Consider the following 24,713-nt stretch of genomic DNA (forward strand, 5'->3'; position numbering starts at 1 on the left):
TCCTCACGGATCAGAAGGTGGACGGCAAGGATCGTCCGCTGCTCACCCACTTCGACCGCAACGGCTTCGGCTACACCCTCGATCGCGCGACCGGCGAGCTTCTCGTCGCCGAGAAGTTCGATCCGGTGGTGAACTGGGCCACCAAGGTCGACATGGAAAAGGGCTCCAAGAATTACGGTCGCCCGCTGGTCGTCGCCAAGTACTCCACCGAGCAGAACGGTGAAGATACCAACTCCAAGGGTATCTGCCCCGCGGCCCTCGGCACCAAGGACCAGCAGCCTGCTGCCTTCTCGCCGAAGACCAACCTGTTCTACGTGCCCACCAACCACGTCTGCATGGACTACGAGCCGTTCCGGGTGAGCTACACCCCGGGTCAGCCCTACGTCGGTGCGACCCTCGCGATGTACCCCGCGCCGAACAGCCATGGCGGCATGGGCAACTTCATCGCCTGGGACGGCGTCAAGGGTAAGATCGTCTGGTCCAATGCCGAGCAGTTCTCGGTGTGGTCCGGTGCTCTCGCCACCGCCGGCGACGTGGTCTTCTACGGTACCCTCGAGGGCTACCTGAAGGCCGTCGACTCCAAGTCGGGTAAGGAACTCTACAAGTTCAAGACCCCGTCGGGCATCATCGGCAACGTGATGACCTACCAGCACAAGGGCAAGCAGTTCGTCGGCATCCTGTCGGGTGTCGGTGGCTGGGCCGGCATCGGCCTCGCGGCCGGCCTGACCGACCCGAACGCCGGTCTCGGCGCGGTGGGTGGCTACGCCGCTCTCTCGAACTACACCAACCTTGGTGGACAGCTGACCGTCTTCGCTCTGCCGAACTAATCGGTCGCACGAAGCTCGAAGCTTTAGGGTGCCGGCGCGGGTTTCCGCGCCGGCACCTTTATGATTAGATCGTTATTAAGAAGACTTCGAACCTCGGTCGCGTGGACCGAGAATGCTCCTGGGAGAAACGTCGTTGCAGTACGAAAGCAAAGCCGCCATCCGTCCGCTCGTGGCCGCCCTGGTTCTGGCTCTCGCATCCACCGTTGCCGTCCGGGCGGAAGACGCCAAGCCTGCTGCCGATCCTGCAGTGGCCAATCAGCTCGACCCCAATTCTTCTGAAAAGGACGCCAAGCTCCTCGAGAAGTATCAGGCGGTGAAGGTCGAAGACGGCAAGTATTTCGATAAGGACGGCGCTCCGACCTACCACATCACCAACGACGGCAAGAAGTTCGACTGGTACGCCTATTCCGGCTACCGCCGCTATCACGCCGAGTGCCACGTCTGCCACGGCCCCGACGCCATGGGATCGACCTACGCGCCCGCCCTCAAGGACTCGCTCAAGCGCATCTCCTACGAGGAGTTCATCGGCATCATCGCCGGCGGCAAGCAGGACATCAGCTCGAGCGGCACCAACGTCATGCCCGCCTTCGGCGATAACAAGAACGTCATGTGCTACGCCGACGACCTCTACACCTATCTGAAGGCCCGTGCCTCCGGTGCGATGCCGCGCGTGCGCCCGACCGACAAGGAAGAGAAGCCGGAAGCGGCCAAGAAGGCCGAGAAGGAGTGCCTGGGCGGCTGATGGCTGGTTCCGGCTCCGTCTCGACGGCGTTCTGCGCGCTCCTGCTGATCTCGGCAGGGGCGCGTCCCGCCCTCTCTCAATCCCTCCCCGATCTCGTCACCACCGACGTCCTGCGTGTCTGCGGCGATCCCGGCAACATGCCGTTCTCCCAGCGCAAGGAAGACGGGTTCGAGAACAAGATCGCCGCGATCGTCGCCGACGAATTGAAGGTCAAGGTCCGCTATTACTGGCTGACGCAGGGCCCCGGCTTCGTCCGCAACACGCTCGGCACCGGCCTGTGCGACCTGATCATCGGCTCGGCGGCCGGTGGCGAGCTCGTCCAGCACACCAACCCCTACTATCGCTCCAGCTATTCCCTGGTCGTGCGCAGCGGGGAACTGGACGACGTCACGCGGCTGGACGACCCCAAACTCAAGGGCAAGGCCATCGGCGTCATCGGCGGCACGCCGCCCGTGAACCGGATGGGCGAGGTCGGCCTCATCGCGTCGATGAAGGCCTACGCGCCCTATCAGCTCGATCCCGCGCGCAAGTACCAGACGGTCTCCGCCGAGGTCATCGGCGATCTCGCCGAGAAGAAGATCGATGCGGCCATCCTCTGGGGACCGGCCGCCGGCTGGCTCGCCAAGCAGAGCGGCGTGGCGATGAAGGTCGTGCCGCTGCTGCAGGAGCCGGATCGTCCGGCTCTCACCTTCCGCATCGCCATGGGCGTGCGGATGGAGGAGAACGACTGGAAGCGCAGCCTCAATACGATCCTGCGCAAGCGCAGGGCCGATATCGAGAAGGTCCTGCGGGACTACGACGTCCCGCTGTTGGAAGACGAAGGCAACAAGCTGCTCGAGCCGGCTGCCGCTCCCTGATGCCGGGTCTCCTCGCTCTCGACCGGTCGTCGGGAGCGAGGGGATGCCACGAGCGCGCCGGGGGCCACGAGGGGAGGGCGGCGATGTCACGACGACGGACCGGCCTCGCGGCTGCAGCCATCCTCGCCGTCGCCGCGACGGGATTCGTCGTGGCCGACCGTGCCCAGATCGGCCGCGTCGCCCCGGATCTCGTCGCCGAGCCCGAGCGGGCCGATCGTGTTCTCGTGGAGAAATCCGCCCGTCGCCTGACCCTGTTTCGGGACGGCCGGGTGCTTGCGGCATACCCGGTCTCCCTCGGGTTCTCGCCCGTCGGCCACAAGCAGCGGGAAGGCGATGGGCGAACGCCCGAGGGCGTCTATGCCATCGCCTATCGCAACCCGCTCAGCGTCGCCCATCTCTCCCTGAAGGTGTCCTATCCGAACGAGGCCGACGCGCGGGCGGCGCAGGATACCGGCTACGAGCCGGGCGGCGACATCATGATCCACGGCATCATGAACGGCTTCTCCTGGCTCGGCCGGCTGCATCGCCTGAAGGACTGGACCAGCGGCTGCGTCGGCGTCGCCAACGACGAGATGGCCGACATCTACGCCCGCGTCGATGTCGGCACGCCGATCGAGCTTCGACCGTGACGGCCCGGCATCATTCCCGGACGATGCCGGCCGTATCGAGCTTCGACAGGGCCTGACTCACCGTCTCCGGCCCGATCATCAGATCGGGAGCGATCTCGGCCAGGGGGACGAGGACGAAGGCGCGCTCGCGCACGAAACGGTGCGGCAGGACGAGACGCTCGTCGGAGATCGCGGCGCCTTCATAGGACAGCACGTCGATGTCGATGACGCGGGGACCCCAGCGCCGCTCGCGTACCCGCCCCATGGCGGTCTCGATGGCGAGGCCGGTCTCCAGCAGGGCGTGCGGGGTCAGGTCGGTCTCGACGGCGACCGCCGCGTTGAGGAACCAGTCCTGGTCGGTATCGCCCCAGGGTGGCGTGCGGTAGTCGCTGGAGCGCGCGGTGAGCCGGATGCCCGGGCTGGCTTCGAGCCGCCGGATCGCCTCGGCGATGGTCGCCGCCTTGTCGCCGATATTGCTGCCGAGACCGAGATAGGCGGCATTCATCGCGAGAGTCCCGCGCGGCTGCGCATGATCGAGATGGCGACGCCGTCGATCACCGCCGGCACGGGGGCGCTCGGCTTGTCGACGCGAACCCCGATGCTGTCCACGCCCGCGAACCGGTCGAGGATCTCGGCGGCGATGGCCTCGGCCAGGGCCTCGATGAGGGAAAAGCGCCGGGTGGTGGCGATGCGCACCACGATCTCGGTGAGGTCGGCATAGCTCACCGTCTGCGCCATGTCGTCCGACAGGCCGGCCTGGCGCAGGTCGATGCGGCAATCGAGGGAGATATAGAAGCGCTGGCCGATCCGCGCTTCTTCCTCGAGGAGTCCGTGATAGGCGAAGACGGCGATGCGTTCGACGAGGATACGATCGCTCATCGGGTGGTCCGCATCACGGCATCGACGACGCGAAGAGCGTCCACATGGGGTGCCACGTCGTGGACGCGGACGATGTCGGCCCCCAGCGTCGCGGCGAGGACATGGCTCGACAGCGAGCCGAACAGGCGGTCGACGGGTTTCGTCTCGGCATCGTGCAGGCGCCCGAGCATCGACTTTCGCGAGACGCCGACGAGGACCGGAAAGCCGAGGGCCTTGAGTTCGGGCAGTCGCCGCAGGGCTTCGAGATGCTGGGACCAGCTCTTCCCGAACCCGATACCGGGATCGAGCACGATGTCCGCGTCCGGGATGCCGGCGCGGCGGGCGATGTCGAGGGAGCGCTCGAAGAAACGCAGCATGTCGGCGACGATGTCGATATCGGGGTCGATCGATTCCCGGTTGTGCATCACCATGACCGGCGCGCCATGGGCGGCCGCGACGCGGGCGATGTCCGGCTCGCGCTGCAGGCCCCAGACGTCGTTGACGATCCTGGCCCCCGCGCCCAGCGCCGCCTCGGCGGTGGAGGCCTTGTAGGTGTCCACCGAGATCGGGACTGCGAGGCGCGGGGCGAGGTCGCGGATGACGGGCAGGATGCGGGCCTGCTCCTCCGCCGCCGATACGGGCATATGGCCCGGCCGGGTCGATTCCCCGCCGATATCGACGAGGGCCGCCCCTTCCGCCACGAGCGCCTCGGCCTGGGAGCGCGCTGCCTCCAGCCCCTCGAAACGGCCCCCGTCCGAGAAGGAATCCGGGGTGACGTTGAGGATGCCCATGACGAGCACGCGCTCACCGAGGCCGGGCAGGAGGGTTTTCAGGGTCGGGGACGGGGATGGTGGCACTGGGGCTCTTCGACGAAGGATCGGTCTCGATGCTGTAGACCAGGACGATCCCATCGATCCACCTCATCCTGATGTGTCCAAGCAAAGCGAAGGCCTCGAAGGAGGCCTCCCGATCGCACCGCGAGCACGGGAAGGCTCCTTCGAGGCCGCTTCACCGCTTCCCAGGATGAGGCGGAGATGGATCGCCGTGTCCGGGCGGATGTCTGCCGGTCACACCCCGCCGCGATAGCAGCGGATTTCGGCCTCGGCCTGCGCACGGCGGAGGTCCGCCACCTTGTCGTCGAACACCTTGGTCGACTTGAACTCGTTCGAACGGGCGCCGATGCCCTGGCGCATGGACAGGACGGTGCTCGCCTGGACGTATTTGTCATAAGTCAGGATCGAGGCGAGGGCATCGATCGAGCAGGAGCAGCGCGACAGCGATTCCCGCGACTGCCCGTTGGCCGCCATGCAGCCGAAGACGTAATCCGCCCGCGCCTCGGTGGGATAGTCGTTCTCGCTCTCGACCGCATGGGCGGGAGCGCCGGCGAGGCCGAGCATGACGGCGACGAGGCCGCCTTTAGCCAGCGTTCGGATCATAGGTCAGGTTCTCCTGGAGAAGTTCGCCGCCATCCGCAGTCTTCGACTGCGCCTCGATGGAGAGCAGTTCGCCGGGCACGGCAGGCGACGTCACGAAGGTGTATTTCAGGTTCTCGAGGCCGCGCATGCGGTCCTTCATCTTGTCGTCGAGGAAGGGCTGCACCTCCACGCGCCAGGCATCCACCGTCTGCCCCTTCACCGTGGCGGTGGTGGCGGTCACCGTCGCATTGTCGCGAAGCGCCTTGCGGATGCCGTTCTTGATGTAGCGCGGGTTGGCCGAGAGCACCTTGGCGAGATCGATGAGGTGATGCTCGAGGAAGAGCGTCATCACCGGGTTGCCCGGCATGTCCTCGAACGGGCCCGCCGGGAAGCGGTTGGCGCCCGAGAACATCTGCACGCGGATATTGCGCTTCTCCGGCGCCGCACCCGGCTCGATGGTGAGCTTGATCTGGTCGTCCATGGTCGGGCCGAAGGGGCCCTTGGAGATGCCGCTGCGCCGCAGATAGGAATAGGTCAGGGTCGAGCCCGGAGCCACGTTCTTCATCTGCGGCTCCTCGAACAGCAGGTCCGAGGCATTGGGCGGAGTGGCCGTGTTGGCCTTGGTGACGGCGGGAGCGTCGGCCGAGGGCGTGCCCTGTGCCAGGGCGGGCAGGCCGGCGAGCGACAGGGCGAGCGCGACGAGTACGGGCTTCACAGGGGAGCATCCTCTTTCAGGGGCGGCGGCGCAGCGCGATCCACGTTGCTGCCGATCGTCCGGTAGACATAATCGGGCGGCGTCTCGGCCGCCTCTTCCTTGGCGAGTTCCCGCACCTTGGAGTGGAGCGGGGAGAGCGAGCAGGCCGGGTCGGTGGCCGCGGCGTCGCCGGCCAGGGCCAGCGCCTGGCAGCGGCAGCCGCCCCAATCCTTCTCGCGCCTGTCGCAGGAGCGGCAGGGCTCCTGCATCCAGTCCGTGCCGCGATAGGCGGTGAAAGCGGGCGAATTCGCCCAGATATCGGCCAGGGAATGGTCGGACACGTACCAGAATTCGAGCTGCTTGATGGTCTCGGCGGCGTGACAGGGCAAGACCTTGCCGGCCGGCGTGACGTTCATCAGCTTGCGGCCCCAGCCGCCGGCGCAGGCCTTGGGATATTTCGCGTAGTAATCCGGCACCACGAGATCGATGACGAGCTGGCCCTTCAGCCGCTCGCGGGCCGCCTCGACGATGCGGATCGATTGATCGACCTGGGCCTTGTCCGGCATCAGCGCGGCGCGGTTCACGTAGGCCCAGCCGTAATACTGGGTGTGCGCGACTTCGAGACGCTTGGCGCCGAGCTTCACCGCCAGATCGATGAAACCCTCGACCTCGTGGATGTTGCCGCGATGGATCACCGAATTGAGGGTCAGCGGCAGGCCGAGCTGGGTCACCCGCTCGGCGAAGGCGAATTTCTGCGGCTGCGCGTTTTTCAGGCCGCCGATCTTCTCGGCATTGGCGGCGTCCACGCCCTGCACCGAGAGCTGCACGTGATCGAGCCCGGCATCGTAGAGCGCGTCGAGCTTGGCCAGCGCCCCGCCGACGCCGGACGTGATCAGGTTGGAATAGAGCCCGAGCTCGGCGCAGGTCCGGGTGATCTCGACGATGTCGTTGCGGGCCGTCGGCTCTCCGCCCGACAGGTGGACGTGCAGCACGCCGAGACCCGCCGCCTCCGTCAGCACCCGCTGCCACGTCGCGGTGTCGAGCTCGCCCGAGCGCCGGTCGAGTTCGAGCGGGTTCGAGCAATAGGGACAGCGCAGGGGGCAGCGATGGGTCAGCTCCGCGAGGAGCCCGACCGGAGCCGGCAGGGAAGGGGTATTCGGCGTGATGGCGTTCATCGCTCCAGAACCCGTTTGGTGGCGAGGTCGTTGAGCATCGCCAGGACGTCGACCTCGATCACGTCCCGGTCGGCCGCGAAGGTCTCGGCCAGCTTGCCCGCGATGTCGCGCACGCTGCGCTGGCCGTCGACCAGCGACAGCACCGCCACGGCATTGGCATCGAGGTCGAAGGTGCGCTCGGGCGCCAGCAGCACGTGCTGGCCGCGGACCTCGTCGTGGCGCAGGCGCACGCCGCGGGGCAGGCGGGGCACGTCGCCAGACCGGATCGTGCCGGTGCCGACCGCCTGCGCCACCTCGGCGACGAGGCCGGTGCCCGGAATCCACGCATCCGGCGGGGTCATGCCCGGTGCCACGTAAGAGAAGTAGAGGGCGTCGAGCTGCGTCCACAGCACGTTGCACTTGAAGGTCAGCGCATCCATCGCCTGACGCTGCAGCTCGGGCGTGGTGGCGTGCTGCTTGACGTAGGCGATGGCGAAATCGGCATCGCGCGGCGCCTGGGTCAGGCGCTTGTCGAAATAGGCCAGCGTGTCCTTGGTGATGAAGTCGTAGTTCTTCAGCATCCCCGCCACGCGCTCGGAGATGATGGTCGGCGAGAACATCTCGGTGAGCGAGGAGGCGATGGCTTCGAGGAGCGAGCGCTCCTTCACGAAATGCACGTAGGCATCCACCGAGAACCGCGTCGCTGACAGGATGCCTTGGGTCGATTCCACGTAGTCGCGGCGGAAGCCGACGCCCTCGGCGAGCTTGAGCCAGCGCTCGATGCCGCCGTCTCCGGGCGCGTCGCCGTCATGGTCGACGATCCGCTGGCGCCAGACCCGGCGCAGGGAGGCGTCGGTCATGCGGGCGAGCACGGCGGCGTCCTTCACGGGGATCATCGCCTGGTAATAGTAGCGGTTGAGCGCCCAGGCCCGGACCTGATCCTTGTTCAGCTTGCCGTCGTGCAGCAGGCGATGGAACGGATGCAGGTTGTGGTAGCGACGCGCACCGATGTCGCGCAGGGCCGCCTCGAGTTCTTCGGGGCTGAGCAGGCGCTGGGACTCGTCGGTCTTGGGGGTGGGGAAAGGCGCGGTCATGGCGTGGCTCGGCGTTTCGACGAAGGGCGGACGGTAGAACTTTTCTTATAGATGGCGTCGATCCCCGTGAAGGCCACGGGCAGGAATCGCACAATCCCATTGGACACAAGATAAGGCTGCGGCACTAAAATGCCAGCCGAACGTCCGGCTAGAGCGACAGGGTCAGCCCGTCATGGGCGACGGTCCAGCCCTCGGCTTCCACGCGATCGCGCTCGGCGGAGCCCTCCACCAGCACCGGATTGGTGTTGTTGATGTGGACGAAGACCCGGCGGCCGATCTCCACATCGGCGAGGGCCGCGATCGATCCGCCCTCTCCCGTCATCGGAACATGGCCCATCCGCCAACCGGTCTTCACGCCGACCCCGGCGCGAATCATGTCGTCGTCGAGAAGCACGGTGCCGTCGAACAGCAGCGCGTCGACGCCCGCGATGCGCTGCTTCAGCCCGTCCGTCACGCGGGCGCAGCCGGGAATGTAGGCGAGGCGATGCCCGCCCGCCTCGATCATCGCGCCGACCGTGGTCTCGGTCTCGGCGCCGATCTCCATGGTCTCGTCCTCGAGCCAGAGCGGCACCTTGCCCGGCACCGCGAACAGCGTGACCGTCAGGCCGGGAACCGGTTCGAAGCCGCGATCGAGGGCGATCTTTTCGCGCGAGACCACATCGGCGGCCATGACGTCGAAGACGCGGTTGGCATTGACCGAATCGAGGATGCCGGAGGTGGCGTAGAGCGTGTAGGGCTGGCCCTCGCGCAGGGTGAGCAGCCCCGCCACGTGGTCGACATCGCCGTTGGTGAGGAGCACGGCGTGGATCGGCGAATGGCGAAGGCCCTCGCGCGGATGCATCGCCGGATTGTCGAAGAGTTGCTGCCGGATGTCCGGCGAGGCGTTCACCAGGAGCCAACGTTCGCCATCGGGCGACACGGCGATGCTCGACTGGGTCCGCGGCCGCACGCGGGAGGCATCCTCGCGGGCGAGGGAACAGATGGGGCAGCGGCAATTCCACTGGGGAAGGCCGCCGCCCGCGGCCGAGCCGAGGATCACGACATGCATGGCTGAACCGGCGCTGCCTCGATCCTCAAGCGCGACGCATATCTCAGTTGAAGGTGTCGATCTCGGCCGACTCGTAGCTGGTGACTTCCATGCCGACACAGATCTCGGAAACGACGGGGGCAGCCCAGGTCATGGTGTTTCTCCTAAAAGGTTTCTTTGACGTCAGCAGCATCCGGATCCGGTTTTAAGAAGATCCTAAGACACTGACGGCGCAGTCATTTCTGTCGCGGGAGCTATATCGACAATTCCGCCGGACTCTTCAAGCGATAAATTGCCGGATCGTCCCGGAACCCTCCGGAATCCGGCTTGGACTTAGTGTCGGAAATCTTGCCCGCGCAGATCGAGCATGAAGCCGCGGCCCCTCACGGTGACGATCACCGGGCCGCCGAAACGCACGAAATCGGACAGCTTGGTGCGCAGGTAACCGACGTAGACATCGACGACATTCAGCGAGAGCCCGCCCTGGCCCGCCCAGAGCTTGTCGAAGATGTCGCCGCGCGACACCGGCTGGTTGGCCTTGTCCATCAGGAGGGCGAGGAGCTCGGCCTCCCGCGGCGTGAGGCGCGCTGTCGCATCCCCCAGGGAGACCTGCCGGATGTTGAGATCGAGGACGAGTTTGCCGGCGGTGACGATGGTGCGCGGCTGGTCCGATTCCTTGCGGCGCAGGAGATGCGTCTGGAGGCGGGCGAGAAGCTCGTCGAAGACGAACGGCTTCACGATGTAGTCGTCGGCCCCCAGCGCCAGACCCTCGGCCCGGTCGCGGACCTCGTCGCGTGCAGAGAGAAACAGGATCGGGCCGGGATACCCGCCCTCGCGCAGGGAGCGGCAGACATCATGGCCCGAGCCGTCGGGCAGGGTGATGTCGAGGACGACGGCACCGGGCGCATCGTCGCGGGCGGAGGTGAGGGCGTCGTCGACGCAGCCGGCCACGCCCACGGAGAACCCCTCCGCCTCCAGACCCCGTGCCAGCATGGCCCGGATGTCGCTGTCGTCCTCGACGATGAGCACACGCGTCATGCGACGCCTTCCTTCCGCTTCGTTTCCTCTGGAGCCCCGGAATCGAGGTCGAGGACGGGCAGGACGAGCGTCACGCGCGCGCCTTTCCCATCCTCGCCCGATCCGAGGCCGATCGTTCCATCATGGCGCTCCGTTACCCAACGCGCCAGTGCCAAGCCGATGCCGAAGCCGGATTCGCCCGAATGGCCTTCCCGTCGGAAGCGCTCGAACAGGTCCGCGCCGGCTTCCGGAAAGCCCGCCCCGTCATCCGTCACCGTGATCGCGGCGGAGATCCCGTCCTCCACGGCGAGCGCGACGGTGACCCGCGTCAGCCCGGTCGCGTGCCGCAGGGCGTTGTCGATGAGGCTCTCCACCACCTGGCGCAGCCATTCCCGGTCGGCCAGGAGCGTGACGTCGCGCCGGGCCGGTTCGAGGGTGAGGCTCACCCTCCGGCGCGTGGCCTCCGAGGCCGCGCTGTCCACCGCGTCGGTGAGGATGGCGACGGCGCCGGTGGCGCGGCGGTCGAGTTCGATCTGGCCGGATTCCGACCGGGCGACCCGCAGCAGGTCCTCGACGCGGCGCTGCAGGCGGAGTGCCCGCTTGCGGATGGTGGAGAAGACCGGCGCATGGTCGACTCCGGCTCGTCCGGCCGAGCGGGCCGCGATGTCGCATTCGCCGAGGATCACGGTGAGCGGGGTGCGCAATTCGTGGCTGACATCGGCGAAGAAGCGCCGGCGCGAGCGGTCCACCGCCTCGAGGCGCTCGTTGGCGGCGCGCAGGTCGGTGGTCCGCGCCTCCACCGTGTCTTCGAGGGCGGCACGGTCGGCGGCCAGCCGCCCTTCGCGCCGGGCGAGGCGGGCGGCCATGCGGTTGAAGTTCGCGACCAGCAGCCCGAGTTCGTCGCGGGTCGCCACCGAGAGCCGCGTATCGAGCTCACCGCGCCCGACCGCGCCCGCCGCCTGGCGCACCGCCTCGATCCGCGCCAGGGTCGGCCGGGTCACCGCCCGGTAGAGGACGAAGACCAGGACCAGGGCCAGGACGACGGCGGCGAGCGACGCGATGCGCAGGGTCGAAGAGAGCTGGCGCGCCTCGTCCGATCCCGCGATCATCGAGCGGCGCTCCACCTCGATGAGGAAGGAGAGCGGCTGGCCGGTCATGGCGCCGAACCCGTTCAGCGCGCCGCGGATGGAGTTGCGCCGCTGCTCCTCCTCCGATTGGCGCAGGACCTGGGAGACCTGCCGGTCGAGGATGGCCCGCGCCGAGCGGAGCTGGGCCAGCGGCCGCGTGCGCGCGGCGTATTGCATCCGGTCGAGGGGATCGTCGCTGACGGCGATGCTCTTGCCCAGCGCCTCGTCGACGGCGACGAGCGCCCGGTCGACATTGGTGCGGGCGATGGCGAGACCTTCGGGCTGGGCGTCCGGATTGCTCACGGTCTCCAGCGCGGCGAGACCGTACTGGGTCATGCGGCCGGACAGTTCCACCAGGAGTTCGAGCCGCGCCTGCGCCGCCAGCGTCCGGTCGATGGTGCGCTCGGCCGCACCGATGGAGCCCAGCACCCCGAGTGCCGCCAGGACGACCAGCAACGCGGCGCCGCCGAGCAGCAGCGCGAACCTGACCTTCAGAGAGCGCATCGCGTATGGCCGCCCGTGTCTCGCCGTTCCCTCAGGCGGGAGCGATAGCGCAATCCGCCACGGCGTCCAGACCCATCGGGCAGGGGCGGGTGCTCACAGGTCCTTGGGCAGGCTCTCCCGCGTCGCGCAGCGCCAGCGCGTCACGTGCCATTCGGGGTGGGTTTCCTGCCAGGTGGCCAGCGCGCTCTGCGCGGTGCGCAGGCAGATGAACGGGTTCGTCGCCTCGTAGGACAGGGAGATCCTGTCCTCCTTGCACTGGGACGGCTGGGCCGCGAGACAGATGGAGAGCAGGATCAGCATGGGGCAAAAGCCTCGCCTGACGCGGACAATACGGCAATGGTCGGCCAGACCGCCGGGGCGCGCAAGAGGGGCTCGATGACGCGTCTCTCCTCCCCGCGATGGAGAGACGAGACGCGTCATCGACGGGCCGACGGATCAGGCCTTCTTGCGCGAGGCCACCTTCGCCGCCGGCTTCTTGGCAGCGGTCGTGGTCGTGCTCGTGGTCTTGGCGGCCGTGGTCTTCGCCGCCGTCCCGGCCGCTTCCTCGGTGCCCGCCGCCTTGGTCGCCGCCTTCTTCGCGGGAGCCTTCGCCGCCCCCGCCTTGGCGGTGGTCTTCGTCGCTGTGGCCTTCTTGGCGGTCTTGCGGGCCGGCGCCTTCTTCTTGCCGCCGCCCGCCGCCTCGCGGGCGGCGATCAGTTCGAGCGCCTGTGGCAGGGCGATGTCCTCGGCGGCCATGGTCTTCGGCAGGGTCGCGTTGGTGGTGCCGTCGGTGACATAGGGACCGTACTTGCCCGACTTCACCACGATGTCCTTGCCGGTCTCGGGATGGGTACCGAGCGACCGGCCGGGATCGGAGGCCGGGCCGCGGCGTCCGCCGCCCTGCTCCTTGGCGACGATCAGGTCGATGGCGCGGTTGGCGCCGATCTCCAGCACGTCGTCGTCGCGGCCGAGATTGGCGTACATCTTCCCGTGCTGCACGTAAGGACCGAACCGGCCGAGATTGGCCAGGATCGGCTCGCCGCTCTCGGGGTGCCTGGCCACCTCGCGGGGGAGAGAGAGCAGGCGCAGGGCCTTTTCCAGATCCACCGCGGAGGGAGCGAGCCCCTTCGGCAGCGACGAGCGCTTGGGTTTCTCCGCGCCCTTTTCCGTCGAGGCTTCGCCGAGCTGGACGAAGGGGCCGAAGCGGCCGTCCCTGATCGTCACGGGCAGGCCGCTGACGGGATCGTTGCCGAGCACGCGGGTGCCGGGCTGGCCGCCATTCTCCGACGAGCCGTCGCCCTCGCCCTCGACGCCGGAGGCGGCGAGCTGGCGGGTGTACTTGCACTCGGGGTAGTTCGAGCAGCCGACGAAGGCGCCGAACTTGCCGAGCTTGAGCGAGAGCTGTCCCGAGCCGCAGGTCGGGCAGGTGCGCGGGTTCGAGCCGTCCGCCTTCTCGGGGAAGATATGCGCCCCGAGGAGATCGTTCAGCGCATCCAGCACCTCGGTGACCCGCAGCTCCTTGGTGCCGGAGATCGCGGCCGAGAAGTCCCGCCAGAAATCGCGCAGCACCTCGCGCCAGTCGATCTCGGCATTCGAGACCCGGTCGAGCTGCGTCTCGAGATCGGCGGTGAAATCGTACTCGACATAGCGCTTGAAGAAGCTCTCGAGGAAGCCGGTGACGAGGCGGCCCTTGTCCTCGGCCACCAGCCGCTTCTTCTCGATCTTCACGTATTCGCGGTCGCGCAGCGTCTGCAGCACGGCGGCATAGGTGGAGGGCCGGCCGATGCCGAGTTCCTCCATCCGCTTGACGAGGCTCGCCTCGGAATAGCGCGGCGGCGGCTCGGTGAAATGCTGGGTCGAGACGATGCGCTCGCGCTTCAGCGCGTCGCCGGCCGTCATCGGCGGCAGGCGCTTGCCGTCCTCGTCCTCCTCGTCGTCCTTGCCCTCCTGGTAGAGGGTGAGGAAGCCGTCGAACTTCACCACCTGTCCGGTGGCGCGCAGCTCGATCCTGCGCGGACCGACCGAGGCGACGATGTCGACGGTGGTGCGCTCCAGCTCGGCCGATTCCATCTGGCTCGCCACGGTGCGGGTCCAGATCAGGTCGTAGAGCCTGGCCTGCTCAGCATCCACATAGCGGGCTACGGATTTCGGTAGCCGGCTCATGTCCGTCGGGCGGACCGCTTCGTGCGCCTCCTGCGCGTTCTTGGCCTTGACGCTGTATTTGCGCGGCACGCCCGGCAGGTAGCGCTCGCCGTATTCCTTGCCGATGACGCGGCGGGCATCGGCGATGGCCTCGGGCGCCATGTCGACGCCGTCGGTCCGCATGTAGGTGATGAGGCCCACCGTCTCGCCGCCGATCTCGACGCCCTCGTACAGCTTCTGGGCGGCGCGCATGGTCTGGGCGGGGGCGAGGCCGAGCTTGCGCGAGGCCTCCTGCTGGAGCGTCGAGGTGGTGAAGGGCGGGGCCGGGTGGCGCTTGGCCGGCTTGGCCTCGACGCTGCCGACCTGGAAGGTCGCGAGTTCGAGGTCGCGCTTGAACGCGGCGGCTTCGTCGCCGGTGCCGACGTCGAGGCGCTGGATGCGCTTGCCGTCGGCGCCCACGAGACGGGCCTCGAACACGGCGCCGTCCTGGGTCACCAGGGTCGCCACCAGCGACCAGTATTCACGGGGGCGGAACGTCTCGATCTCGCGCTCGCGCTCGCAGACGAGGCGCAGGGCGACGGACTGGACGCGGCCGGCCGAACGGGCGCCCGGCAGCTTGCGCCACAGGACCGGCGAGAGGTTGAAGCCGACGAGATAGTCCAGCGCCCGGCGCGCCAGATAGGCGTCCACTAGGGCCTGGTCGATCTGGCGCGGGTTGCGCATGGCGGTGTCCACCGCCGCCTTGGTGATGGCGTTGAAGGTGACGCGCTCGATCGGCATGCCCTTGATCGCCTTGCGGGCGTTCAAGGCCTCGACCACGTGCCAGGAGATGGCCTCGCCCTCGCGATCCGGATCGGTGGCGAGGATCAGGCCGTCGGCCCCCTTCAGCGCCCTGACGATCTCCGAGACGCGCTTCGAGCCGCGATCGTCCAGCTCCCACAGCATGCGGAAATCCGCCTCCGGGTCGACGGAGCCGTCCTTGGCCGGAAGGTCGCGGATATGGCCGAACGAGGCGAGCACCTCGTAGTCGCGGCCGAGATATTTGTTGATCGTCTTGGCCTTGGCCGGCGACTCGACGACGACGACTTTCATGTGCGGATCAGCCTCTCGTCAGTGCCCGAGCAGCCGCCGGGCCTCGCAGCCGGCAGGGTTCGCACCCGCCGAGGCTCACAAATTATGTGCAAGACTTGAAACGTGGCCTGACACCGTGGCCGGCTCGGCGCTGGGCGTGGGACAAGTGGGTCAAGGGCACGGGGTTGTCAAATCGGCGGCGCACGACGCCGTTGCAAGCCCATCTGGAAGCCCGCTTCCGGATCGAAGCCTCCGTCAGATCCCCGCATACCATTCGTAGCCGCGATCTTCCCAATAGCCGCCCTGGCCGTCGCCGATCCCGGACAGGCTGTCCACCACCTCGATCCGCATGACGTATTTGGCTTGCTTGTAGCCGAGCTGGCGCTCGACCCGCAGGCGCAGGGGGGCGCCGTTCGAGACGGGCAGGGGCTTGCCGTTCATGTCGTAGGCGAGGATCGTCTGCGGGTGGAAGGCGTCGGTGAGGTCGATGCTCTCATAGTACCGGATCGGCCGGCCGGCCGGGCCGCCAGCGGCATCGGCCGCGTCGGTGGCCTTGCCTTCGGCGCCGCCCGAGGTGTCGGCATCGGAAGATGTGGCCTCCTCCGCCTCCTCGCCGCCTTCGAGACCGCCGCCGGCCATCTCCATCGTGTCGGCACAATGGAAGACGACGTAGCGCGCATTCGGCTTCAGCCTCGCCCGGGTCAGGAGTTCGCCGAGGGGCACGCCCGTCCACTTGCCGATGGCGCTCCATCCCTCGACGCAATCGTGCCGGGTGATCTGGGTCCGCGCGGGCAGGGCGCGCAATTCGGCCAGCGACAGGTCCTGAGGCTGCTCGACCAGGCCGTCGATCCGGAGGCCGAAGCGCGCGAAACCGGCCTTCGCCAGTGCCTTGTAGCCCCTGTCCTGAGGGTCGATCGTGCCGTTCGGCTTGAACCAGGGCGAGATGTCGCTCTCGGAAAACTCGCGGGCGAGGGAGGTCGGCGTGAGGAGCAGGCGCTGTACGAACAGGTTGGCATCCTCGCCGAGCTTCAGCGTGCGCCGGCCCCACTCGGTGCCGGCGATGCGGTCGCAGCCGCCGAGGAAGGCGGCACTCAGCAGGCCGGCCGCGCCGGTCAGGATGCCGCGGCGGTTCGGAGGGCGCGTCATCGGATCTTTCCCGAATCGGAGGTCCTGGTCGTCTCGATCACGAACCAGCCGGTGACCATGCCGCGCAGGTTGTTCCAGACGCCCGAGACCAGCACGAGCACGACATGGACGAGGGTGAACAGCACCAGGAGGTTCATCACGATGAAATGAACCGTCCGCGCCGATTGCCGGCCGCCGAACAGGGCGGGCAGGGGCAGCACCGCGTTGAAACCCGGCGACATGGCGAGGCCCGTGAGCAGCATCAGCGGCAGGAGCAGGACGATGACGACGAAATAGGTCATCTTCTGCAGCACGTTGTAGCGCTTGGCCTCCTCGCCTCGCGGGAATCTGAGCGTCAGGTGCTCGCGGACCGAGGTGCCGAAATCCCGTATCTGATCCCTCTGGGGGACGATCCGGCGGCGCAGCTGGCCGCTCTCGATCCCGTAGAGGAGATAGATCAGCCCGTTGATGACGAAGGCCCAGGCGAACAGGAAGTGCCAGCGGCGCCCGGTGGCGAGGTCCTGGTTCGCCGGCAGGGTGATCCAGGCGGGGAAGGCCCGGCTCGCCTGCGCGCCCTGAAAGGCCGAGAGGCCGAGCCAGCCGGTGGTATCGAAGGTATGGCCGCCGACCGTGACGATGCCCCGCGCGGTGCCCTGCGGCGTCTCGTCGTCGGCGATGGCGGCGAGCGGCGTGTCGAAATGCGAGGCCGAGCCCCAGTACAGCGCCGGATGGGCGTTGAAGATCTGCAGCCCGCTCATCAGCAGCACCACGAGGCAGACGAGGTTGATCCAGTGCGCGGCCCGGATCACCAGAGGATGGCGGAAGGACCAGCGGCGGCGGACCGTCTCGATCCGCTCATGCGCTCGTTTCGTGGTGCTCGCGGCCAAGGGGCGGACTCCGGAATCGACAGGTCGAACCCCATCCGGGAACCCGGGATGGGCGTGGGCTGTGACGGGACTACGAGCCACGGGGCGGAAAGGTTACACGCCGCATGCAGTCCGCGGGGCGCGGCCGACCGGCGGCGCGCCCGCCTCCTTGCCGCTCCCCCTTCCTCTCCCTATAGCCATGGTCCCAGAATGACCGTCGCATCCCGTTCCTTTCCCCATCGGCATCTCCTCGGCATCGAGGGGCTGACGCGCCCCGATATCGAGGCCCTCCTCGACCGGGCGGAGGATGCCGTGGCGCTGTCGCGGCAGGTGGAGAAGAAGCGCACGATCCTGCGCGGCCGCACCCAGATCAACCTGTTCTTCGAGCCCTCCACCCGCACGCAGAGCTCGTTCGAACTCGCCGGCAAGCGGCTGGGCGCCGACGTGATGAACATGTCGGTGGCTTCCTCCTCGGTGAAGAAGGGCGAGACCCTCATCGACACGGCGGCGACGCTCAATGCCATGCGGCCCGACATCATCGTCGTGCGCCACCATTCGGCCGGGGCGGTGCATCTCCTCGCCCGCAAGGTCGATTGCGCCGTGGTCAATGCCGGCGACGGCGCCCACGAGCACCCGACCCAGGCGCTCCTCGACGCGCTCACGATCCGCCGCAACAAGGGCCGGATCGAGGGCTTGCGCGTGGCGATCTGCGGCGACGTCCTGCATTCCCGCGTCGCCCGGTCCAACATCATCCTGCTCCAGGCGATGGGGGCGAGGGTTCGTGTCATCGGCCCCTCGACGCTGCTCCCCACCGGGATCGAGCGTTTCGGCGTCGAGGTCTTCACCGACATGCGCAAGGGTCTGGAGGGCTGCGACATCGTGATGATGCTGCGCCTCCAGCGCGAGCGCATGAACGGCTCCTTCGTGCCCTCGGTGAAGGAGTATTTCCGCTATTTCGGCCTCGACGCCGACAAGCTGGCCCTGGCGAGCCCCGACGCCCTGGTGATGCATCCGGGACCCATGAACCGCGGCGTCGAGATCTCGTCCGAGATCGCCGACGGGGCGCAATCCCTCATCCGCGAGCAGGTGGAGATGGGCGTCGCCGTGCGCATGGCGGTGCTCGAAGCCCTCGCGACGCATCTGCCGAACGCGTGAGCCGGGGCGTACCATGCCGCCACGCACCTTCGACTTGGACATCCGGGCCATTCGGAAGCGTCTCGACGGAGAGGGCTGGACCGTACGGGTGGCGACCGGAGACCACGACGTCTACAAACATCCGCAGAAGCCAGGGCGTATTCCGGTGCCGCGTGGGCGGGGAGACCTGCCGCTCGGTACGGCCCGAAACATCGCCCGCTCGGCTGGCTGGCTTGTCTGAGAGGGATGGAGCGATGATCCGGTATCTCGGCATCCTCGAGAAGGACCCAGGGTCCTTGTGGGGAATTTGGTTTCCCGACCTGCCCGGCTGCGGTACCGCGGGCGAGACAGCGGATATCGCTCTAGATCGAGCGCCGGAGGCCTTACGGCTCTGGATCGAAGACGCCCAGGCCGACAACGAGGCGCTGCCGCCGTCGCGGTCTATCGAAGACCTGCGCAGCGATGCGGACGTACAGCAGGCATTGTCGCTGGGGCATGCGGTCATCGTCGTCCAAGTCCCAGAACTCGAACGATTAGCAGGTTAGTGGTGCTTCGAGCGTTTCCTGACGGCGACCCGGGTTCAGCGTCTGCCTACCACTGTCCACTCTCCGTGGAGGGGGGAGGGTTTTGACCGTGCGCCCGCTCCTCCTCGCCAATGCCAGCCTCTGCGACCCGGCCACCGGCCGCGAGGGGCCGGGCCATGTCCTCGTGCGCGACGGCCGCATCGCCGACATCGCCTGGGGTGCGTCGCCCGCCCCCCCCGAGGGCGCCGAGACCATCGATTGCGCCGGCCATGTCCTCGCTCCCGGCCTGATCGACCTGCGCGCCTTCGTCGGCGAGCCGGGCGCCGAGCACCGCGAGACCCTGGCGAGCGCCAGCGCCGCGGCCGCGGCCGGCGGGGTCACGACGCTCGTCTGCATGCCGGACACCAACCCGGTCATCGACGGGCCGGCCATCGTCGATTTCGTCCTGCGCCGGGCGCGCGACACCGCCTGCGTCACCGTCCTGCCCGCCGCCGCCATCACCAAGGGGCTCGCCGGCCAGGAGATGACCGAGTTCGGCCTGCTGCAGGAGGCCGGCGCCGTCGCCTTCACCGACGGCCTGAAGGCCGTGCGCAACGCCCAGGTGATGCGCCGCGCGCTCACCTATGCCCGTGATTTCGGCGCCCTGCTGATGCAGCACGTGGAGGAGCCCGACCTCGTCGGCGAGGGCGTCATGAACGAGGGCGAGATGGCCTCGCGCCTCGGCCTCGTCGGCATCCCGCGGGAGGCCGAGACGGTGATGCTGGAGCGCGACATCCGCCTCGTGCGCCTCACCGGCGGGCGCTACCACGCCGCCATGATCTCGTGCGCCGATTCCGTCGAGATCGTGCGGCGGGCCAAGCACGACGGCCTGCCCGTGACCTGCGGTGCCTCGGTGAACAATCTCGTCCTCAACGAGGGCGATATCGGCCATTACCGCACCTTCTGCCGGCTCTCGCCGCCCCTGCGCCACGAGGCCGACCGCCTCGCTTTGGTGGAGGCCCTGAACGAGGGCGTGATCGACGTCGTCGTCTCCGACCACAACCCGCAGGACGTCGAGACCAAGCGCCTGCCCTTCGCCGAGGCCGCCGACGGAGCGCTCGGCATCGAGACCCTGCTCGGCGCGGCGCTCCGCCTCGTCCATACCGGCGACGTGGCGCTGCCCCGCCTGCTCGCCGCCCTGACGGCCCATCCCGCACGGATCCTCGGGCGCGAGGCCGGCCGGCTCGCCGTCGGCGCACCGGCCGACCTCGTCCTGATCGATCCCGACCTGCCCTACGTGCTCGACAAGCGCAGCCTGAAGTCCCGCTCGAAGAACTCGCCCTTCGACGAGGCCCGTCTCCAGGGCGCGGCGTCGCTGACCATGGTCGGCGGCCGCATCGTCTTCCGCGCGGCACAGGGCACGGAGGCGGCGGCGTGAGCGTGCTTCTCGATACCGGCTGGCCGGTCCTGCTCGCGAGCCTGATCGGCGGCTACCTCGCCGGCTCGATCCCGTTCGGACTGATCTTCACCCGTTTCGCCGGGCTCGGCGACGTCCGCGCCATCGGCTCGGGCAATATCGGCGCGACCAACGTTCTGCGCACCGGCCGCAAGGGCCTCGCGGCGGCGACGCTGCTCGGCGACGCGCTGAAGGGCACTCTCGCCGTGCTGGTGGCCTTCCGCCTCGGCGAGGGGGCGGCCCTGGCGGCCGGGCTCGGCGCCTTCCTCGGCCACCTCTTCCCGGTCTGGCTCGGGTTCAAGGGCGGAAAGGGGGTCGCCACCTTCCTCGGCGTGCTCCTCGCCTTCAGCCCCATCGGGCTCCTCGCCTTCGCGGCGATCTGGCTCGGCCTCGCCTTCGCCCTGAAATACTCGTCGCTGGCGGCGCTGGCCGCCTCGGCCGCGACGCCCATCGTCCTGTGGGCGACGGGACATCCTGCGGTTGCGCTGCTGTTTCTCCTACTCGCGATCCTGCTATGGTGGAAGCACGCTCCCAATATCCGCCGGCTGCTCGACGGGTCCGAGGGGCGGATCGGGCAGAAAGGCTGACCCGATCGGCCATCGGGAGAGGTGCGGGGCATGGGCATGCAACTCAACCCCGCCCAACGCCTCGACTGGCTCCGGCTGATCCGCACCGACGGTATCGGCCCGCGCACGTTCCGCACCCTGATCAACCGGTTCGGTGGAGCCGGTCCGGCTCTGGAGGCCCTGCCGGGGCTTGCCGGACGCGGCGCCAAGCGGGTCGTGCCGGTGACGCGGGCGCAGGCGGAAGCCGAGATGGAGGCTGCGGCCAGGATCGGTGCCCGCCTCGTCGCCATGGGCGAGGACGAGTACCCGACGCTGCTCCAGGCCGCCGATTCGGCTCCCCCGCTCATCGCGATCCGGGGAGAGACGGCGATCCTGTACCGGCCGGCCATCGCCATCGTCGGTTCCCGCAACGCTTCGGCCGCCGGTCTCGGCTTCACCGAGCGGCTGGCACGGGGCCTCGGCGAGGCCGGCCTCGTCGTGGTCTCGGGACTCGCCCGCGGCATCGATGCCCGCGCCCACAAGGCGTCCCTGCTCTCGGGCACGGTGGCAGTGCTCGCCGGCGGCCATGACCGGATCTATCCGGCCAATCACGAGGCTCTGGTGGAGAGCATCCTGGAGGCCGGCGGCGCGGTGCTCGCCGAGATGCCCATGGGCTGGGAGCCTCGCGGCCGCGACTTTCCCCGCCGCAACCGCATCATCTCGGGCCTCGCCTACGGGACCGTCGTGGTCGAGGCCGCCCGCCGCTCGGGCTCGCTCATCACCGCGCGCTTCGCCCTGGAGCAGGGCAGGGAGGTCTTCGCCGTTCCGGGCTCGCCTCTCGATCCCCGCGCCGAGGGCACCAACGACCTCATCCGCCAGGGCGCGACCCTGGTCTCGGAGGTCGAGCACGTGACCTCCGCCATCGCGCCGCTGATCGGCCGGGGAGATTTCGAACAGGGGAGCGGGCAACTCGCCCTCGACCGGCCGGACCTCGCCGACGCGCCGATCTTCTGGGACGAACTCGACGGGATCGGCGGAGCGGCCCCCGAGCCGGAAGAGGAGCCGGAGCCGCCCGAACCGACGGACGACCGGACCCGCCTCATCGCCTATCTCAGCCCGACCCCCATCGGCACCGACGACCTCGCCCGTGCCGCCGGCCTCAGCGTGCGCATCGTCCAGACGACGCTGCTGGAGCTGGAACTCGACGGGCGGATCGAGCGGCATGGCAGCGGAGCGGTGTCGCTCATCGGCTGAAATCCGTCTCCGCTTCCTCCTCCCCCAGCATCCCCCGGATCTGGTCGAGGCAGCCCTGGAGGATGTAGGCGGCGGCCAGCATGTCCACGACCTCGCCGCGCTTGGCCCGCGACGCATCCGCCGCGATCAGCGCGCGGGTCACGGCCGCCGTGGAGAGGCGCTCGTCGCAGAACAGCACGGGCAGGTCGAGCAGGGGCTTCATGTTGCGCACGAAGGAGCGTGTCGCCTGGACGCGCGGTCCTTCGCTGCCGTCCATGTTGAGGGGCAGGCCCATGACGAGGCCGCCGACCCGGTGGGTCTCGCACAGGACGCGCAGGCGGGCGACGTCGGGGGTGAACTTCACCCGGCGGATGGTCTCCAGCGGCGAGGCGATCTGCCGGCCGACATCGGACAAAGCGAGGCCGATCGTCTTGGTGCCGAGATCGATGCCGATGAGGCGTGCGCCCCCTTGCGAGGCCTCCGCGAAAGCCCGCATTTCAGCCTCGTCCATGTCCGTCCCGCTCCCGTGATGGCGCTCCTCCTGCGCGATCCAACTCGAGCCGGCAAGAGTTCATCGAGCCGATAGCACCCCGGCAATCCGCGCACGACGCTCGCGGTCATCCGCTAGTCCCATCAGGTCTTCTTCTGACTGAAGTAAAATCCAGCCGCGGCGCCCAGAACACTGCTGAGAGCCGCCAAAGGCTCTTTCCCAAATTTGTCATTTCCTTGCATGCCTAAAAGAAAAATGAAAACTATCAATGATATAAAAACAATACCTGTTACAAACGACTGGTCCGATATCAGATCAACAATCCACATTTTCGACTTATTCTGCATAAAACGGACGAGTTCCTCGGTAGTGTTAAATATAGTTACATTGTAAGATTTGTCTAAATAGACAACTTCTTCGGTAATATTTCCTGATGGCTCTTCGGCCCGTATGGAGACAAGAGAGCCTGAAAATGCCTTTTCTATGAAATCAGTCGCCGTCACATGAATGTCTTGAGGATATCTCGCCTGATACGCAGCGCAGGCTTTAATTTTCGCTTGTTCGGCATCCATCTCCGCACTCCCGGCTACGAATTTACATAATCCTAAGCTAATAATCGTTCTTGGCTTCGACGCAGGAACATCGAAGAACAAGAGTGAGGAACGCGAAATCAATTTTCGGCGCTTTTATCGATGAACATTGCAGTTGTTCATCAAAATTTTCAATAGCTGTTGCCTTATGGCAAACGAGCGCCACAACGAATAATATCAGACCTCGCCGAACTCGCCTTCATCCCGGTCTGTCCGCGTGACCGCGCGGCGGCGGTCGTCCGCCGGACCTTCGTGAGCCTGATCTATGGGACAGGCTCACCAAGACTTGTCATCATTCGATGACTGCGGTTCAGCATTGAACCAGGAGCGGGCGGTCAGTGCAGGCCGGCCGAGCCTTTGGTGCCGTCGCCCAGGAAGCTGGAGGGCAGCGGTTCGGCGCCCATGCCGAGGATGCCGCGCACGGCGGGGCCCTGAAGCCGGCGCATGAGGTCGTAGAGGTCGGCTCCGCCGAACCGGACCGATTCGAGATCGGCGCCCATCACCCAGATCTCGTATTCCCGGCGCTCGTCCCCGTCGGTGCCGGGAACGACGTCCCAGAACAGGAACTCGCCCGCTTCGGTTTCACCGAAGAAGCAGGCGCGCTCGACCACGGCCGGGTCGTCGCCCTCGACCTCGAAGCGATGCCCCTCCCGCGTCTCGATCACGGAGGCGATGCTGTGGGCGATCAGTTCGGAGCGGGTGACGAGATCCGCACTCTCGCTCGGGCTCGGGATCGCGATGCGGACGGAACCGCCCGCGAGTCCGGCTCCGCAGGCGAGGCAGAAGCTGCGGTAGCTCTCCGGCAGGGCAAACCCGAGTTCCGTCTCGGCGCGCTCGATCTCGGCCGCCTCGGCCTTCGGCCCGGCGGCGAATTCCGCGAACACCGTCTGCCACATGATGCCTGTCCCCAACGCGTTTTAACCATACCTCGGAAGGGGAATAGCCGCACGGGGAGCGAATGCGCCATAAGTCCGTTAAGGATCTGTTAACGATACGGAGGCGGAATGCATCGGCTCGACCGCATGTCGCGATGGCTCGGCACGAGACGGCCGCTCGGAACGGGCGCCACCGCCGCGCGTACCGCGACCGGGGGCGGCATGCCGCTCCGGCACAAGCTGATGCTCGTCCTGGCTTTCGAGATCATGGCTCTCGGTTTCCGGCAGGCGGAGATGAGGCGCCAGGACAAGGGGATCGTGGTCGAGGCGCCGGCCCATGCCGGCAACGCCATCGTCTGACGCGACGCTTCCCTCCGGCCGCGGCGTTGCGGGGCCGCGGAGCCCGGTGCTATAGCCCGGCCCCTGACGCGCGATCCGGCGCGGGGTCCCGAGGTCCGAAGGCAGCATGTCGGTCGACGCAACCACAGTGAGGCGTATCGCGCATCTGGCGCGTATCGCGGTGAGCGACGAGGAGGTCGCCCCGCTCCAGGGCGAGCTCAACGCCATCCTCGCCTTCGTCGAGCAACTCTCCGAAGTCGATGTCGACGGCGTCGAGCCGATGACCTCGGTCACGCCGATGGCGATGAAGAAGCGCGCCGACGTGGTGACCGACGGGGGACATGCCCGCGACATCGTCTTCAACGCCCCCGAGACCGAGGACCATTACTTCCTCGTCCCGAAGGTGGTCGAGTAGCACGCTCGATTTCGTGATGCGTGCCC

General features: G+C 67.8%; 29 protein-coding genes and 1 pseudogene. 12 read left to right on the forward strand and 18 right to left on the reverse strand.

The genetic code is table 11. The features are described 5' to 3' along the window. From ACFQ4G_RS15565 to ACFQ4G_RS15580, 4 genes and pseudogenes are all read left to right on the forward strand, one after another. Positions 1-827: pseudogene (locus ACFQ4G_RS15565) on the forward strand (PQQ-binding-like beta-propeller repeat protein); the annotation flags it as partial. A 112-nt stretch (positions 828-939) separates the two neighbouring features. Beyond that, positions 940-1,569 carry a c-type cytochrome, methanol metabolism-related gene (locus tag ACFQ4G_RS15570; RefSeq protein WP_379040542.1) on the forward strand — a complete coding sequence of 210 codons (630 nt, stop codon included), beginning with the start codon at positions 940-942 and terminating at the stop codon, positions 1,567-1,569. Then, the gene (gene xoxJ / locus ACFQ4G_RS15575) at positions 1,569-2,426 is read left to right on the forward strand and encodes a rare earth element methanol dehydrogenase accessory protein XoxJ (protein ID WP_238204698.1); all 858 of its coding nucleotides are present in this window, start codon (positions 1,569-1,571) and stop codon (positions 2,424-2,426) included. The genes ACFQ4G_RS15570 and xoxJ overlap by 1 nt, the downstream gene beginning before the upstream one ends. A gap of 83 nt (positions 2,427-2,509) precedes the next feature. Next, positions 2,510-3,055 carry a L,D-transpeptidase family protein gene (locus ACFQ4G_RS15580; protein WP_238204704.1) on the forward strand — a complete coding sequence of 182 codons (546 nt, stop codon included), beginning with the start codon at positions 2,510-2,512 and terminating at the stop codon, positions 3,053-3,055. A gap of 10 nt (positions 3,056-3,065) precedes the next feature. Here the strand turns inward: ACFQ4G_RS15580 and folK are convergent, their stop codons facing one another. The 15 genes from folK to ACFQ4G_RS15655 form a co-directional block, all read right to left on the reverse strand. Then, complete coding sequence (folK, locus tag ACFQ4G_RS15585; RefSeq protein WP_238204705.1) at positions 3,066-3,539, reverse strand: 2-amino-4-hydroxy-6-hydroxymethyldihydropteridine diphosphokinase; 474 nt, start codon at positions 3,537-3,539, stop codon at positions 3,066-3,068. Continuing rightward, on the reverse strand, positions 3,536-3,913 hold the full coding sequence (gene folB / locus ACFQ4G_RS15590) for a dihydroneopterin aldolase (protein ID WP_238204707.1): 378 nt from the start codon (positions 3,911-3,913) through the stop codon (positions 3,536-3,538). Before folB ends, folK begins: the two co-directional genes overlap by 4 nt. Continuing rightward, positions 3,910-4,683 (reverse strand): dihydropteroate synthase, encoded by a 774-nt coding sequence (gene folP, locus ACFQ4G_RS15595; RefSeq protein ID WP_238204808.1) that lies wholly within the window; start codon positions 4,681-4,683, stop codon positions 3,910-3,912. Before folP ends, folB begins: the two co-directional genes overlap by 4 nt. 276 nt (positions 4,684-4,959) lie before the next feature. Further along, positions 4,960-5,328: a hypothetical protein gene (locus ACFQ4G_RS15600; RefSeq protein ID WP_379040545.1), complete on the reverse strand. Its 369-nt coding sequence runs from the start codon at positions 5,326-5,328 to the stop codon at positions 4,960-4,962. Beyond that, positions 5,309-6,022 (reverse strand): hypothetical protein, encoded by a 714-nt coding sequence (locus ACFQ4G_RS15605; protein WP_238204709.1) that lies wholly within the window; start codon positions 6,020-6,022, stop codon positions 5,309-5,311. Before ACFQ4G_RS15605 ends, ACFQ4G_RS15600 begins: the two co-directional genes overlap by 20 nt. After that, a complete protein-coding gene (pqqE, locus tag ACFQ4G_RS15610; RefSeq protein ID WP_238204711.1) occupies positions 6,019-7,176 on the reverse strand; it encodes a pyrroloquinoline quinone biosynthesis protein PqqE in 1,158 nt (385 codons plus the stop codon). The genes ACFQ4G_RS15605 and pqqE overlap by 4 nt, the downstream gene beginning before the upstream one ends. Beyond that, positions 7,173-8,249 (reverse strand): pyrroloquinoline-quinone synthase PqqC, encoded by a 1,077-nt coding sequence (pqqC, locus tag ACFQ4G_RS15615; protein WP_238204713.1) that lies wholly within the window; start codon positions 8,247-8,249, stop codon positions 7,173-7,175. The genes pqqE and pqqC overlap by 4 nt, the downstream gene beginning before the upstream one ends. A gap of 148 nt (positions 8,250-8,397) precedes the next feature. Continuing rightward, entirely contained in the window at positions 8,398-9,297 is a 900-nt protein-coding gene (gene pqqB, locus ACFQ4G_RS15620) for a pyrroloquinoline quinone biosynthesis protein PqqB (protein ID WP_238204715.1), read from the reverse strand. A 43-nt stretch (positions 9,298-9,340) separates the two neighbouring features. After that, the gene (gene pqqA / locus ACFQ4G_RS15625; protein WP_018043604.1) at positions 9,341-9,430 is read right to left on the reverse strand and encodes a pyrroloquinoline quinone precursor peptide PqqA; all 90 of its coding nucleotides are present in this window, start codon (positions 9,428-9,430) and stop codon (positions 9,341-9,343) included. 179 nt (positions 9,431-9,609) lie between these two features. Next, the gene (locus ACFQ4G_RS15630) at positions 9,610-10,314 is read right to left on the reverse strand and encodes a response regulator transcription factor (RefSeq protein WP_238204717.1); all 705 of its coding nucleotides are present in this window, start codon (positions 10,312-10,314) and stop codon (positions 9,610-9,612) included. Next, the gene (locus tag ACFQ4G_RS15635; protein ID WP_238204719.1) at positions 10,311-11,924 is read right to left on the reverse strand and encodes a sensor histidine kinase; all 1,614 of its coding nucleotides are present in this window, start codon (positions 11,922-11,924) and stop codon (positions 10,311-10,313) included. Before ACFQ4G_RS15635 ends, ACFQ4G_RS15630 begins: the two co-directional genes overlap by 4 nt. Before the next feature lie 93 nt (positions 11,925-12,017). Then, the gene (locus tag ACFQ4G_RS15640) at positions 12,018-12,224 is read right to left on the reverse strand and encodes a hypothetical protein (protein ID WP_238204721.1); all 207 of its coding nucleotides are present in this window, start codon (positions 12,222-12,224) and stop codon (positions 12,018-12,020) included. Between the two features lie 135 nt (positions 12,225-12,359). Further along, on the reverse strand, positions 12,360-15,137 hold the full coding sequence (topA, locus tag ACFQ4G_RS15645) for a type I DNA topoisomerase (protein ID WP_238204724.1): 2,778 nt from the start codon (positions 15,135-15,137) through the stop codon (positions 12,360-12,362). A 234-nt stretch (positions 15,138-15,371) separates the two neighbouring features. Continuing rightward, on the reverse strand, positions 15,372-16,262 hold the full coding sequence (locus ACFQ4G_RS15650) for a molybdopterin-binding protein (protein WP_238204726.1): 891 nt from the start codon (positions 16,260-16,262) through the stop codon (positions 15,372-15,374). Continuing rightward, on the reverse strand, positions 16,259-17,128 hold the full coding sequence (locus ACFQ4G_RS15655) for a cytochrome b/b6 domain-containing protein (RefSeq protein ID WP_238204728.1): 870 nt from the start codon (positions 17,126-17,128) through the stop codon (positions 16,259-16,261). The genes ACFQ4G_RS15650 and ACFQ4G_RS15655 overlap by 4 nt, the downstream gene beginning before the upstream one ends. A 189-nt stretch (positions 17,129-17,317) precedes the next feature. Here ACFQ4G_RS15655 and ACFQ4G_RS15660 point away from each other — a divergent pair, with 189 nt between their 5' ends. The 6 genes from ACFQ4G_RS15660 (at position 17,318) to dprA (ending at position 21,999) form a co-directional block, all read left to right on the forward strand. After that, positions 17,318-18,262, forward strand: a complete 945-nt coding sequence (locus ACFQ4G_RS15660) for an aspartate carbamoyltransferase catalytic subunit (RefSeq protein ID WP_238204730.1) — start codon at positions 17,318-17,320, stop codon at positions 18,260-18,262. 13 nt (positions 18,263-18,275) lie between these two features. Then, positions 18,276-18,482: a type II toxin-antitoxin system HicA family toxin gene (locus tag ACFQ4G_RS15665; RefSeq protein ID WP_238204732.1), complete on the forward strand. Its 207-nt coding sequence runs from the start codon at positions 18,276-18,278 to the stop codon at positions 18,480-18,482. A gap of 13 nt (positions 18,483-18,495) precedes the next feature. Then, the gene (locus ACFQ4G_RS15670; protein WP_027173543.1) at positions 18,496-18,786 is read left to right on the forward strand and encodes a type II toxin-antitoxin system HicB family antitoxin; all 291 of its coding nucleotides are present in this window, start codon (positions 18,496-18,498) and stop codon (positions 18,784-18,786) included. An 88-nt stretch (positions 18,787-18,874) separates the two neighbouring features. Continuing rightward, positions 18,875-20,182 carry a dihydroorotase gene (locus ACFQ4G_RS15675; RefSeq protein WP_238204734.1) on the forward strand — a complete coding sequence of 436 codons (1,308 nt, stop codon included), beginning with the start codon at positions 18,875-18,877 and terminating at the stop codon, positions 20,180-20,182. Between the two features lie 2 nt (positions 20,183-20,184). Next, positions 20,185-20,787 (forward strand): glycerol-3-phosphate 1-O-acyltransferase PlsY, encoded by a 603-nt coding sequence (gene plsY / locus ACFQ4G_RS15680; RefSeq protein ID WP_379040568.1) that lies wholly within the window; start codon positions 20,185-20,187, stop codon positions 20,785-20,787. Positions 20,788-20,823: 36 nt separating this feature from the next. Then, positions 20,824-21,999, forward strand: a complete 1,176-nt coding sequence (dprA, locus tag ACFQ4G_RS15685; protein ID WP_238204812.1) for a DNA-processing protein DprA — start codon at positions 20,824-20,826, stop codon at positions 21,997-21,999. Here the strand turns inward: dprA and ruvX are convergent. The 3 genes from ruvX to ACFQ4G_RS15700 form a co-directional block, all read right to left on the reverse strand. Next, a complete protein-coding gene (gene ruvX / locus ACFQ4G_RS15690; protein WP_238204738.1) occupies positions 21,989-22,489 on the reverse strand; it encodes a Holliday junction resolvase RuvX in 501 nt (166 codons plus the stop codon). The two genes, dprA and ruvX, sit on opposite strands and share 11 nt — an antisense overlap. A gap of 122 nt (positions 22,490-22,611) precedes the next feature. Continuing rightward, a complete protein-coding gene (locus tag ACFQ4G_RS15695; RefSeq protein ID WP_238204740.1) occupies positions 22,612-23,040 on the reverse strand; it encodes a hypothetical protein in 429 nt (142 codons plus the stop codon). 353 nt (positions 23,041-23,393) lie between these two features. Continuing rightward, the gene (locus ACFQ4G_RS15700) at positions 23,394-23,954 is read right to left on the reverse strand and encodes an SMI1/KNR4 family protein (protein WP_238204741.1); all 561 of its coding nucleotides are present in this window, start codon (positions 23,952-23,954) and stop codon (positions 23,394-23,396) included. A gap of 108 nt (positions 23,955-24,062) precedes the next feature. Here ACFQ4G_RS15700 and ACFQ4G_RS15705 point away from each other — a divergent pair, with 108 nt between their 5' ends. Both ACFQ4G_RS15705 and gatC read left to right on the forward strand, forming a co-directional pair. Further along, the gene (locus tag ACFQ4G_RS15705; protein WP_238204743.1) at positions 24,063-24,293 is read left to right on the forward strand and encodes a hypothetical protein; all 231 of its coding nucleotides are present in this window, start codon (positions 24,063-24,065) and stop codon (positions 24,291-24,293) included. A gap of 106 nt (positions 24,294-24,399) precedes the next feature. Further along, the gene (gene gatC, locus ACFQ4G_RS15710; RefSeq protein WP_238204745.1) at positions 24,400-24,687 is read left to right on the forward strand and encodes an Asp-tRNA(Asn)/Glu-tRNA(Gln) amidotransferase subunit GatC; all 288 of its coding nucleotides are present in this window, start codon (positions 24,400-24,402) and stop codon (positions 24,685-24,687) included. Positions 24,688-24,713: the final 26 nt, after the last annotated feature.

The sequence above is a fragment of the Methylobacterium marchantiae genome, assembly GCF_042679825.1.
Taxonomy (GTDB): Bacteria; Pseudomonadota; Alphaproteobacteria; order Rhizobiales; family Beijerinckiaceae; genus Methylobacterium; species Methylobacterium marchantiae.

Bases quoted from the DNA above. Each gene is read 5' to 3' on its own strand.
- ACFQ4G_RS15635 (WP_238204719.1), bottom strand. From the start codon at position 11,924: ATGCGCTCTCTGAAGGTCAGGTTCGCGCTGCTGCTCGGCGGCGCCGCG.
- pqqC (WP_238204713.1), bottom strand. From the start codon at position 8,249: ATGACCGCGCCTTTCCCCACCCCCAAGACCGACGAGTCCCAGCGCCTG.
- ACFQ4G_RS15660 (WP_238204730.1), top strand. From the start codon at position 17,318: ATGACCGTCGCATCCCGTTCCTTTCCCCATCGGCATCTCCTCGGCATC.
- folK (WP_238204705.1), bottom strand. From the start codon at position 3,539: ATGAATGCCGCCTATCTCGGTCTCGGCAGCAATATCGGCGACAAGGCG.
- topA (WP_238204724.1), bottom strand. From the start codon at position 15,137: ATGAAAGTCGTCGTCGTCGAGTCGCCGGCCAAGGCCAAGACGATCAAC.
- ACFQ4G_RS15705 (WP_238204743.1), top strand. From the start codon at position 24,063: ATGCATCGGCTCGACCGCATGTCGCGATGGCTCGGCACGAGACGGCCG.
- ACFQ4G_RS15640 (WP_238204721.1), bottom strand. From the start codon at position 12,224: ATGCTGATCCTGCTCTCCATCTGTCTCGCGGCCCAGCCGTCCCAGTGC.
- ACFQ4G_RS15630 (WP_238204717.1), bottom strand. From the start codon at position 10,314: ATGACGCGTGTGCTCATCGTCGAGGACGACAGCGACATCCGGGCCATG.
- ACFQ4G_RS15700 (WP_238204741.1), bottom strand. From the start codon at position 23,954: ATGTGGCAGACGGTGTTCGCGGAATTCGCCGCCGGGCCGAAGGCCGAG.
- pqqA (WP_018043604.1), bottom strand. From the start codon at position 9,430: ATGACCTGGGCTGCCCCCGTCGTTTCCGAGATCTGTGTCGGCATGGAA.
- ACFQ4G_RS15665 (WP_238204732.1), top strand. From the start codon at position 18,276: ATGCCGCCACGCACCTTCGACTTGGACATCCGGGCCATTCGGAAGCGT.
- ACFQ4G_RS15650 (WP_238204726.1), bottom strand. From the start codon at position 16,262: ATGACGCGCCCTCCGAACCGCCGCGGCATCCTGACCGGCGCGGCCGGC.
- xoxJ (WP_238204698.1), top strand. From the start codon at position 1,569: ATGGCTGGTTCCGGCTCCGTCTCGACGGCGTTCTGCGCGCTCCTGCTG.
- ACFQ4G_RS15600 (WP_379040545.1), bottom strand. From the start codon at position 5,328: ATGATCCGAACGCTGGCTAAAGGCGGCCTCGTCGCCGTCATGCTCGGC.
- pqqE (WP_238204711.1), bottom strand. From the start codon at position 7,176: ATGAACGCCATCACGCCGAATACCCCTTCCCTGCCGGCTCCGGTCGGG.
- ACFQ4G_RS15570 (WP_379040542.1), top strand. From the start codon at position 940: ATGCTCCTGGGAGAAACGTCGTTGCAGTACGAAAGCAAAGCCGCCATC.
- folB (WP_238204707.1), bottom strand. From the start codon at position 3,913: ATGAGCGATCGTATCCTCGTCGAACGCATCGCCGTCTTCGCCTATCAC.
- ACFQ4G_RS15670 (WP_027173543.1), top strand. From the start codon at position 18,496: ATGATCCGGTATCTCGGCATCCTCGAGAAGGACCCAGGGTCCTTGTGG.
- gatC (WP_238204745.1), top strand. From the start codon at position 24,400: ATGTCGGTCGACGCAACCACAGTGAGGCGTATCGCGCATCTGGCGCGT.
- folP (WP_238204808.1), bottom strand. From the start codon at position 4,683: ATGGGCATCCTCAACGTCACCCCGGATTCCTTCTCGGACGGGGGCCGT.
- ruvX (WP_238204738.1), bottom strand. From the start codon at position 22,489: ATGGACGAGGCTGAAATGCGGGCTTTCGCGGAGGCCTCGCAAGGGGGC.
- pqqB (WP_238204715.1), bottom strand. From the start codon at position 9,297: ATGCATGTCGTGATCCTCGGCTCGGCCGCGGGCGGCGGCCTTCCCCAG.
- ACFQ4G_RS15580 (WP_238204704.1), top strand. From the start codon at position 2,510: ATGTCACGACGACGGACCGGCCTCGCGGCTGCAGCCATCCTCGCCGTC.
- dprA (WP_238204812.1), top strand. From the start codon at position 20,824: ATGCAACTCAACCCCGCCCAACGCCTCGACTGGCTCCGGCTGATCCGC.
- ACFQ4G_RS15695 (WP_238204740.1), bottom strand. From the start codon at position 23,040: ATGGATGCCGAACAAGCGAAAATTAAAGCCTGCGCTGCGTATCAGGCG.